This is a genomic window from Nocardia transvalensis NBRC 15921, from assembly GCF_000308875.1.
In the GTDB taxonomy this organism is placed as follows: Bacteria; Actinomycetota; Actinomycetes; order Mycobacteriales; family Mycobacteriaceae; genus Nocardia; species Nocardia transvalensis.
Genome location: NZ_BAGL01000061.1, coordinates 111,715 through 121,294, shown reverse-complemented (window position 1 = coordinate 121,294; position 9,580 = coordinate 111,715). Strand labels below are relative to the sequence as shown.

The 9,580-nt window shown below is 71.1% G+C and carries 7 protein-coding genes and 1 pseudogene; 6 read left to right on the top strand and 2 right to left on the bottom strand.

The genetic code is table 11. The annotated features are described in order from the left end of the window. From infB to ON41_RS21345, 5 genes and pseudogenes are all read left to right on the top strand, one after another. Nucleotides 1-2,435: pseudogene (gene infB, locus ON41_RS21365) on the top strand (translation initiation factor IF-2); the annotation flags it as partial. A 70-nt stretch (nucleotides 2,436-2,505) separates the two neighbouring features. Then, a complete protein-coding gene (locus ON41_RS21360; protein ID WP_040749459.1) occupies nucleotides 2,506-2,796 on the top strand; it encodes a DUF503 domain-containing protein in 291 nt (96 codons plus the stop codon). 22 nt (nucleotides 2,797-2,818) lie between these two features. Beyond that, nucleotides 2,819-3,256 (top strand): 30S ribosome-binding factor RbfA, encoded by a 438-nt coding sequence (rbfA, locus tag ON41_RS21355; RefSeq protein ID WP_040749458.1) that lies wholly within the window; start codon nucleotides 2,819-2,821, stop codon nucleotides 3,254-3,256. A 28-nt stretch (nucleotides 3,257-3,284) separates the two neighbouring features. After that, nucleotides 3,285-4,289, top strand: coding sequence for a DHH family phosphoesterase (locus ON41_RS21350; RefSeq protein WP_040749457.1), 1,005 nt, complete (start codon nucleotides 3,285-3,287; stop codon nucleotides 4,287-4,289). Nucleotides 4,290-4,461: 172 nt separating this feature from the next. Beyond that, a complete protein-coding gene (locus tag ON41_RS21345) occupies nucleotides 4,462-5,859 on the top strand; it encodes an MATE family efflux transporter (protein WP_051162077.1) in 1,398 nt (465 codons plus the stop codon). Here ON41_RS21345 and ON41_RS21340 read toward each other — a convergent pair. Next, complete coding sequence (locus ON41_RS21340) at nucleotides 5,856-7,007, bottom strand: macrolide family glycosyltransferase (protein ID WP_040749456.1); 1,152 nt, start codon at nucleotides 7,005-7,007, stop codon at nucleotides 5,856-5,858. The two genes, ON41_RS21345 and ON41_RS21340, sit on opposite strands and share 4 nt — an antisense overlap. A 73-nt stretch (nucleotides 7,008-7,080) precedes the next feature. Next, nucleotides 7,081-8,694 carry a ribosomal protection-like ABC-F family protein gene (gene abc-f, locus ON41_RS21335; RefSeq protein WP_174411345.1) on the bottom strand — a complete coding sequence of 538 codons (1,614 nt, stop codon included), beginning with the start codon at nucleotides 8,692-8,694 and terminating at the stop codon, nucleotides 7,081-7,083. A 156-nt stretch (nucleotides 8,695-8,850) separates the two neighbouring features. Here abc-f and ON41_RS21330 point away from each other — a divergent pair, with 156 nt between their 5' ends. Beyond that, the gene (locus ON41_RS21330) at nucleotides 8,851-9,549 is read left to right on the top strand and encodes a TetR/AcrR family transcriptional regulator (RefSeq protein ID WP_083905516.1); all 699 of its coding nucleotides are present in this window, start codon (nucleotides 8,851-8,853) and stop codon (nucleotides 9,547-9,549) included. The last annotated feature ends 31 nt before the right edge of the window (nucleotides 9,550-9,580 follow it).

Genomic DNA, 9,580 nt, shown 5'->3' with positions numbered 1-9,580 from the left:
CCCGCGCCCCGGCGGCCAGGCCAAGGGCAGCGCTCCGGCGCAGCCCGGCCACCGTCCCGGCCCCAAGCCCGGACCGAAGCCCCCGCGCGTCGGCAACAACCCGTTCAGCTCGGCCCCCGACGCGGCCCGCACCGCGTCCGGCTCCCGGCCCGCGCCCGGGTCCGTCGCAGGGCGGCCCGCGCCCGTCTCCGGGCAACGCGCCGCGTCCGGCCGGACAGGGCGGCGGCCAGCGGCCGTCCGGCCCGCGGCCCAGCCCCGGCTCGATGCCCCCGCGCCCGAATCCGGGTGCGATGCCGCAGCGCGCCGCGCGTCCGGGTCCGGCCGGTGGTGGCGGCGGAGGCCGTCCGGGTCGTCCCGGTGGTGGCCCCGGCGGCGGTCGTCCCGGTGGCGGCGGTGGCGGTAACTACCGCGGTGGCGGCGGTGGCGGCGGCGCCGGTGCGGGTGCTCCCGCGGCCGGCGGCGGTTTCCGCGGTCGTCCCGGTGGCGGTGGCCGTCCCGGTGGCCCCGGCGGCCGCGGTGGCGCGGCAGGCGCCTTCGGTCGTCCCGGCGGCGCGCCTCGCAAGGGCCGCAAGTCGAAGCGGGCGAAGCGCGCCGAATACGAGAACATGCAGGCTCCGTCGGTCGGCGGCGTGCGGCTGCCCCGCGGCAACGGCGAGATCATTCGCCTCGCCCGCGGCGCCTCGCTGTCGGACTTCGCCGAGAAGATCAACGCCAACCCGGCCTCGCTGGTCCAGGTGCTGTTCAACCTCGGTGAGATGGTGACCGCGACCCAGTCGGTCAACGACGAGATCTTCGAGCTGCTCGGCGGCGAGATGAACTACGTCGTGCACGTGGTCTCGCCCGAGGACGAGGACCGCGAGCTGCTGGAGAGCTTCGATCTCACCTACGGCGAGGACGAGGGCAACGAGGACGACCTGCAGGTCCGTCCGCCGGTGGTCACCGTCATGGGCCACGTCGATCACGGTAAGACCCGACTGCTGGACACCATCCGCAAGACCAACGTCCGCGAGGGCGAGGCCGGCGGCATCACCCAGCACATCGGCGCCTACCAGGTCATGGCCAATGTGTCCGACAACGAGCGCCTGATCACCTTCATCGACACCCCGGGTCACGAGGCGTTCACCGCCATGCGTGCCCGCGGTGCGAAGGCCACCGATATCGCGGTGCTGGTGGTCGCCGCCGACGACGGCGTCATGCCGCAGACGGTGGAGGCCATCAACCACGCGCAGGCGGCCGACGTGCCGATCGTGGTGGCGGTCAACAAGATCGATAAGGAAGGCGCCAACCCGGCGAAGATCCGCCAGCAGCTGACCGAGTACGGGCTGGTGTCGGAGGAGTACGGCGGCGAGACCATGTTCGTCGACATCTCCGCGCGCCAGGGCACCAATATCGAGGCGCTGCTCGAGGCCGTGGTCCTGACCGCGGACGCGGCACTGGATCTGCGGGCCAACCCGGAGCAGGACGCGCAGGGTGTCGCCATCGAGGCGCACCTCGACCGCGGCCGCGGCCCGGTGGCGACCGTGCTCATCCAGCGCGGCACGCTGCACGTCGGCGACTCGATCGTGGCGGGCGACGCCTACGGTCGCGTGCGCCGCATGGTCGACGAGCACGGTGAGGACGTCCACGAGGCGCTGCCGTCGCGGCCGGTGCAGGTCATCGGCTTCACGTCGGTGCCGGGCGCCGGTGACAACCTGCTCGTGGTCGACGAGGATCGGATCGCGCGGCAGATCGCCGACCGGCGCGCGGCGCGCAAGCGCAACGCGCTGGCCGCCCGCAGCCGCAAGCGGATCAGCCTGGAAGATCTGGATGCCGCTCTGAAGGAGACCTCGGAGCTCAACCTGATCATCAAGGGCGACAACTCCGGTACGGTCGAGGCCCTCGAGGAGGCGCTGCTCGGCATCGAGATCAGCGACGAGGTGCGGCTGCGCGTCATCGACCGCGGTGTCGGTGGCGTCACCGAGACCAACGTCAACCTGGCGTCGGCGTCCAACGCGATCATCATCGGGTTCAACGTGCGCGCGGAGGGCAAGGCCAACGAGCTGGCCAACCGCGAGGGCGTCGACATCCGGTACTACTCGGTGATCTACCAGGCCATCGACGAGATCGAGAAGGCCCTCAAGGGCATGCTCAAGCCGATCTACGAGGAGGTCGAGCTGGGTCGCGCCGAGATCCGCGCGATCTTCCGTTCCTCGAAGTTCGGCAACATCGCCGGTTGCATGGTCACCTCCGGGCTGGTCAAGCGTAACGCCAAGGCGCGCCTGCTCCGCGACAACGTGGTGATCGCCGATACGACGATCGAGTCGCTGCGCCGCGAGAAGGACGACGTCATGGAGGCTCGCGAGGGCTTCGAATGCGGTATGACGTTGCGGTACAACGACATCAAGGAAGGCGACATCATCGAGGCCTACGAGCTTCGCGAGAAGCCTCGGGACTGAGATGGGTGGAGACCGCGCCGGGCGAATTCGATTCGCCCGGCGCGGGCTGCGCGATAAATGAGGTGAGCCGTTGTTCGTCGGGGCTTTGGAGTTCGACGTCTTGCTCGGCGACGTGCATACGTTGAAGCAGAAGCGCTCCGTCATCCGTCCCGTCCTGGCCGAGTTGCAGCGCTTCGGCGTGTGCGCGGCCGAGGCCGGAGAGCAGGACCTATACCGTCGCGCGCTGCTGGGTATCGCCATGGTCAGTTCCGAGATGGGGCATCTCACAGAGGTGCTCGACCGGTGTGAACGCCACGTGGCGGCCCGTCCGGAGTTACAGTTGCTGGCAGTGCGCCGCCGGATCTTCGGACCCGAAGACTAGCTACCAATAAGGAGGGTCGGCCATGGTGGATCAGGCCAGGGCACGCCGGCTCGCGAAGCGGATCGTCAATATCGTCGGTACCGCCATCGAGTACGAGATCAAGGATCCACGGTTGCGTTTCATCACCGTCACCGACGCGAAGGTGACCGGTGATCTCCGGGAGGCCACCGTGTACTACACGGTGATGGGCGAGACGATCGACGCTGAGCCCGACTTCCCGGGCGCCGCGGCGGGGCTGGAGAAGGCCAAGGGCGTCTTGCGCTCGAAGGTCGGCGCCGCCACCGGCATCAAGTTCACGCCCAGCCTGAGCTTCGTCCTGGACACCGTGCCCGATGCGGCGCGGCAGATGGAGGAGCTGCTGGCGCGGGCCCGCGCGGCCGACGAAAAGGTGGCGCAGGTGGCGTCCGACGCGACCTACGCCGGTGCGGCCGACCCCTATAAGAGCGACGAGGAAGACTGACCGCCACCGGGCGGTCGAGGCTTGTGCGATGACAGCAGTAAAGCCGGCGGCGGATCTGGCCGCGGCGGTCGAGGTTCTGGACGCCGCGCGATCGGTGACGGTGCTGTGCCATGTGCAGCCCGACGCCGATACGGTCGGCAGCGGGCTGGCGCTGGCGCAGGTGCTGCACCGGCGCGGGGTGCCGGTGCGGGTGTCGTTCGCGGAGCCGGCGGAGTTACCGGCCTCGATGCGATCGCTCCCCGGCATCGAATTCCTCGTGCCGCCCGCGGAGGTGCCGGACGAGGTGGATCTGCTGGTGGCCGTGGACTGCGGCAGCGCCGGTCGGCTGGGTACTCTGGCCGACCGGATATCGGGCGCGGCAACGACTCTGGTGCTCGACCACCACCGGTCCAATACCCGGTTCGGCACCGTGAACGTCATCGACGAGACGGCCGAGTCGACCACCAGCCTGCTGGCGCGGGTCTTCGACGCGTGGGGTGAGCCGATCGACCGGTCGATCGCCTACTGCCTGTTCGCGGGCCTGGTCACCGATACCGGCTGCTTCCGGTGGGCGGGGCCGGGGACCCACAAGCTGGCTGATCGTTTGCTGTCGACGGGGATCGATGGCGCGGGGATCACCCGGACGCTCATGGACACCCACCCGTTCGGCTGGTTGCCGATGCTGTCGCGCGTGCTCGGGTCGGCGCAGCTCGAATCCGAGGCGGCCGACGGCGCCGGGCTGGTGTACGCGTTCGTGCGCTGCGAGGATGTCGCCGGGCTGCGCTCGGAGGAGGTGGAGAGCGTCATCGACGTCGTCCGCACCACCTCCGAGGCCGCCATCGCCGCCGTCTTCAAGGAGTCCCGCACCGCCCCCGGCCTGTGGACCGTCTCCCTGCGCTCCCGCGACACCGGCGTCGGCCTGGACGACGGCGTCGACGTGGCCCAGGTCGCGACCCGCCTGGGCGGCGGCGGCCACCGCTACGCCGCGGGTTACACCACCACCGGCACCCCAGAAGACCTGGTCACGGCATTGCTGGCGGAACTGCGCCCGTGACGGCTCGCGCCCTCTGTCCCACTCCCATTTTTCCGGCACGCTTTTGGCCGGAATCCACAGGTGGTGGGTCCCGGCCAAAAGCACGCCGGGACAACGAGATGCGGGCACGCCGGGAAAATGGATGTCTGGTGCGCGAGGCGGGAAAGGGATGTCTTGTGCGCGAGGGTCGGCGATGAGCGCTGGTGACGAGACCGCGACCGTGGTCGACGATCCGTCCGATGCCGGCCCGCGGCGGATTCTGGGGATCGCGGTGCCCACGCTGGGAGTGCTTGTCGCGGAACCGATCTACCTGCTGTGGGATATGGCCGTGGTGGGGCGGCTGGGGGCGTTGGCGCTGGCGGGGCTGGCGGTGGGCGGGCTGATACTCGGGCAGGTCAGTACGCAGTTGACGTTTCTGACCTACGGCACCACGGCGCGGTCGGCGCGGCGGTTCGGGGCGGGGGACCGGCGCGGCGCGGTCGAGGAGGGCGTGCAGGCCAGCTGGGCCGCCATCGGTATCGGCGCGCTGATTCTGGTTGTGCTGCAAGCGTTCGCGGGGCCGATCACGGATCTGATCGCGGGCGGTGCGGATATCGCCGGCGAGGCGCGCGGATGGTTGCGGATCGCGCTGTTCGGGGTGCCGCTGATCCTGCTCACCATGGCCGGTAACGGCTGGCTGCGCGGGGTACAGCAGACACGCCGACCGCTCGCGTATGTCGTTGCGGGGCTGGCGATTTCGGCGGTGCTGTGCCCGGTCCTGGTGCACGGTCTGCTCGGTGCGCCGCGGCTGGGACTGGAGGGGTCGGCGGTCGCCAATGTGATCGGGCAGGTGATCGCGGCCGCCCTGTTCCTGGGTGCGCTGGTGCGGGAGTGCCTGTTCCCTGAGCGGCGTTCCGAGCGCGTCCCGCTGGCGCCGCGGCCCGCGATCATGCGCGCGCAGCTGGTGCTGGGACGCGATCTGATCGTGCGCAGCCTGGCATTCCAAGCGTGTTTCGTCTCCGCGGGGGCGGTGGCGTCCCGGTTCGGCGCGGCCTCGGTCGCGGCGCATCAGCTCGTGCTGCAACTGTGGAACTTCATTTCGCTGGCACTGGATTCGCTCGCCATCGCGGCGCAGACGCTGACGGGCGCGGCGCTCGGCGCGGGCCACGCGCGCGGAGCCGAGCGGCTGGCCCGGCGGATCACGGCGTGGTCGACGTTGTTCGCGCTGGCGCTGGCCGTGTTCTTCGCCCTCGGCTACTCCTTGGTGCCCGCACTGTTCACCACCGACCCGGCGGTCATCGACCGCACGCACGTCATCTGGTGGTTCTTCGTCGCCCTCATCCCGGTGGCGGGCGTGGTCTTCGCGCTCGACGGCGTCCTGCTGGGCGCGGGCGACGCCGCCTACCTGCGCAACACCACCATGGGCGCGGCCCTGATCGGATTCCTCCCCGTCATCTGGCTGTCGCTGGCCTTCGACTGGGGCATCGCCGGGATCTGGACGGGCCTGTCCGCCTTCATCGTCCTGCGCGCGATCGCGGTGACCGCCCGCACCCTTTCGGGCCGATGGGCCCGGGTGGGCGCCGAGATACCCGCGGGGCGGGGTAACTCTTAGACCGGATTCAGCATGGCTTCGATGAGGTCGGCGGCGCGGGCGGTCCCGCCCTCGGCGAGGGCGTCGGCGCGCAGGCGGGCCGAGCGCCGGGCGACCTCCGCGTCGGTGACCAAGTCGTGCAGGGCCTTTCGTAGTGTCGCGGCGGTCGCCTCGGCGGTGTCGATGCGCTGGGCCACGCCCAGTTCCACCAGCCGGTCGGCGTTCATGAACTGTTCGGCGGCCTGGGGAACCGCGATCATCGGCACCCCCGCGAGCAGGCCCTCGCCACAGCCGCCCATGCCGACGTGGGTGACGAAGGCGTCGGCCTGGTCCAGGATCGCCCGCTGCGGGACCCAGGGATGTACCTCGATGTTGTCCGGGACGACGCCGAGTTCCCGTGGGTCGGTGTATTTGCCGATCTGGAGCACCACGTGCCAGCCCGGCAGGTCGCCGAAGGCCGCTACGCACTGCCGGTAGAACTCCGGCTGCCGGGTGTAGGCCGAGCCGAGGGAGATCAGCAGGACGTTCTCCGCCGCGGCCGGTCGAATCCAGCCGTCCCCGTCCGCCGGGTCGAAGCACGGGCCGACGAACGTCACGGACTCGCTGTCGACCCGGTCGGCCTGCGGTTGCATGGCCCGGGGGATGAGCGCCACCGCCCGCCCGGGATTCCCGGAGAACTCGAGCGAGTCGGTGGTGGACGCCCCGCACTCGGTGAGCCACTCCGCGAAGCGCGACCGGTACCGCTCCGCGCCCGGCAGCTGGAACAGCGGCGCCGCGACCTCCTCGTCGTAGCCGTCCCAGCCCACGAAGGTCGGGGACAGGTGCAGCACGGGACGTCCCTGCGCCTCGGCCACGGCACGGGCGGCGTACGCGCCGATGTCGTACAGGTAGAGGTCCGCGGGGTCCGGGTCGTAGGCCGCGCGCAGCTGCGGCAGCGCGTGTATGGCGTTGTCCAGGAACAGGCTCATCGCGGCGATCGGATCGTCTGGCCAGTCGTTGTCGGCCACCGGAAGCGTGGAGGTGCAGGGCACGAACTCCGCACCGGTTTCCGCGATCACGTCGGCGACCGCCGGATCGTTGGCGTAGGTCACGCGGTGCCCGCGCGCCACCAGTTCACGGATGACCGCGAGACCGGGCAGGACGTGGCTGATGACGGGAATGCCGACCATGGCGATATGGGCAGGGTGGGAAGGCAAGGGACATCACTCTTTTCAGGTCTGCGGCGGTTGCTCGCCGGGGGTGTCAGAGGGTGGGGGAGGCCACGGTTCGCAGGTCGAGCCGGTCGCCGACCCAGTTCCGGCGCAGGCGGCGGTCGTGACTGACGATCACGAGCGCGCCCCGGTAGTCGGCCAAGGCGGTCTCCAGTTCCTCGATGAGGCCGGGGGACAGGTGGTTGGTGGGTTCGTCGAGCAGCAGGACGTCCGCGGGCTCGGTGACCAGCCGCGCCACGGCGAGCCGCTGCCGCTGCCCGGTGGACAGGTCGGCCACGCGCGTCGTGAGCTGGCTACGGGCGAACAGGCCCAGCGACATCAGCCGCTCGGTGTGTTCGGCGGGAACCCCGCGCCGACCCCGGGCGAACGCCGCGAGCAGCGTCTCCCCGGGATCGGCGACCCGAGGCTCCTGAGCGAGGTACCCGACCCGGCCGCGGCGGACGACGGTCCCGGCGTCCGCCGCGAGGTCGCCGGCCAGCACGCGCAGCAGCGTCGTCTTGCCCGCCCCGTTCGGTCCCGTGACGAGCAGCCGATCACCCACGGCGACAGTGATATTCATCGGTTCGAGGCGATCGGCGACGGTGACGCCGGTGGCCTCCAGCACGACGCCGCCGGTGTTGCCGGTGCGCAGCGCCGGGGTGAAGCGCAGCGGCGCCGGGGGCGGCGGCACCGGATCCGCGAGCAGGCGGCGCAACCGCTCCTCGGCATTGCGGACGCGGGACGCCAGCGACTGCTGCACCCGTCCGCCCGCGCGGTCGTAGGCCATCTTGTTGTTGTCCCGCATCGCCCGGCCGGGCGCGACCTGGCGCGCGGTGGTCGCGGCGGTCTCCCGCAGCCGCGCTGTGTCGTCCTGCCAGCGGGCGTACGACTGCTCCCATCGCGCCCGCGCCGCCGCCTTCTCCGCGAGGTATCCGGTGTAGCCGTTGCCGTAGCGGACCACCCGCCGCGTATCCCCGTCGACCTCCAGCAGGCCGGTGGTGACGCGCTCGAGGAAGACCCGGTCGTGCGAGACCGTGACGGTGGTGCCGCGCCGGGTGCGCAGATGGTCCTCCAACCAGGTCAGGGCATCGTCGTCGAGATGGTTGGTGGGCTCGTCGAGCAGCAGCACCTCGGGCCCGGCCGCCAGGACCGCGGCCAGCCGCAACCGGACCTGCTCGCCGCCGGACAGCCCGCCGACCGTGCGGTCGCGGCGCACCACCCCGAGGCCCAGGCCGTGCAGGGCACGTTCCACCCGGGCGTCGGCGTCGTACCCGTCACGCAGCTCGAAAACCGTTGTGAGTTCGCCGTATTCGGTCATCGCGGAATCGTCGCCGTCAGCCATGGCGGCCTCCAGCAGGCGCATGCGTCGCTCGATGGCGCGCAGATCGCCCAGGGACCGGTCGATGACCTGCTGGACGGTCAGTTCCGCCGGCAGCCGCTCGTCCTGGGCGAGATAGCCGATACCGCCCTCGGCGTGGACGACGATCTCGCCCTCGTCGGGCCGTTCGCACCCGGCGAACAGGCGCAGCAGGGTGGTCTTGCCGGAGCCGTTCTCCCCGACGATGCCGGTGCGCTCACCCGCGAGGAGCGAGCAGGTCACCGCCTCGAGAACCGGCTTGCCGCCGAAGGACTTGCTGACCGCGTGCGCGGTGATCTGAGTGGGCATGAACACGCTCCGAAGCATTCGAGGACGCGGCCACACGGGACCGCAGGACCGGGCGAACACTTCGAATGAGCATCGGCATAACCTCACTTAGTGCGACAATTGTTGCACTAAGGTAGCGTGATGGTCTCATCCCGTCAAGCCATCGGATCACCGTCCATGAATTCCGCACCGCGACCAGGAGATTCCACCGCACCGGCCCGGCCGCGGCCGGGTGGCCGCACCGCCCGCATCCGCGCCCAGGTGCTCGACGCGGTCAGCGCCGAGCTGACCGAATCCGGCTACGACGCACTCACCGTGGACACCGTCGCGGCGCGGGCGGGCGTGCACCGCGCCACGGTGTACCGCCGCTGGCGGGACGTCGGGGGTCTGCTCGCCGACGTCGTGGACGCGGCCGGCGACCTGGACTGGCATCCGGCCGACACCGGCTCGCTGCGCGGCGATCTCGCGGCGCTGAACGAGGAGATCCAGCAGTCGCTGCTCGAACGGCCGTCGATCGCCGCGGCCCTGATCGCGGTGTCGTTCCGCTCCGACGAGGCCGCCCGCGCGCTGCGGCGGCTGTGGGAGGGCCGGTACGCGGACTGCGAGATCGTGGTCGAGCGGGCGATCGGGCGCGGCGAGATCCCGCCCGGCACCGACGCGCGCGCCCTGCTGATCGCCGCGACCGCCCCGCTCTACCACCAGCTGGTCCTGCTGCGCACACCCCCCGACCCGCACCTGCCCGCCCGGATCGCCGGCAGCACCGCCCTCGCGGCCACCGCCGGCGCCTTCACCGGCGGTATCGAACAGGCCGAAGTGGCAGCACCCGACGCCGCTGTCACCGATGGCGCCGCCGGGGGTCGCGAAGGCAGCACCTGATCACCCGTGGGAATGTGGAGGGGATCGCCGC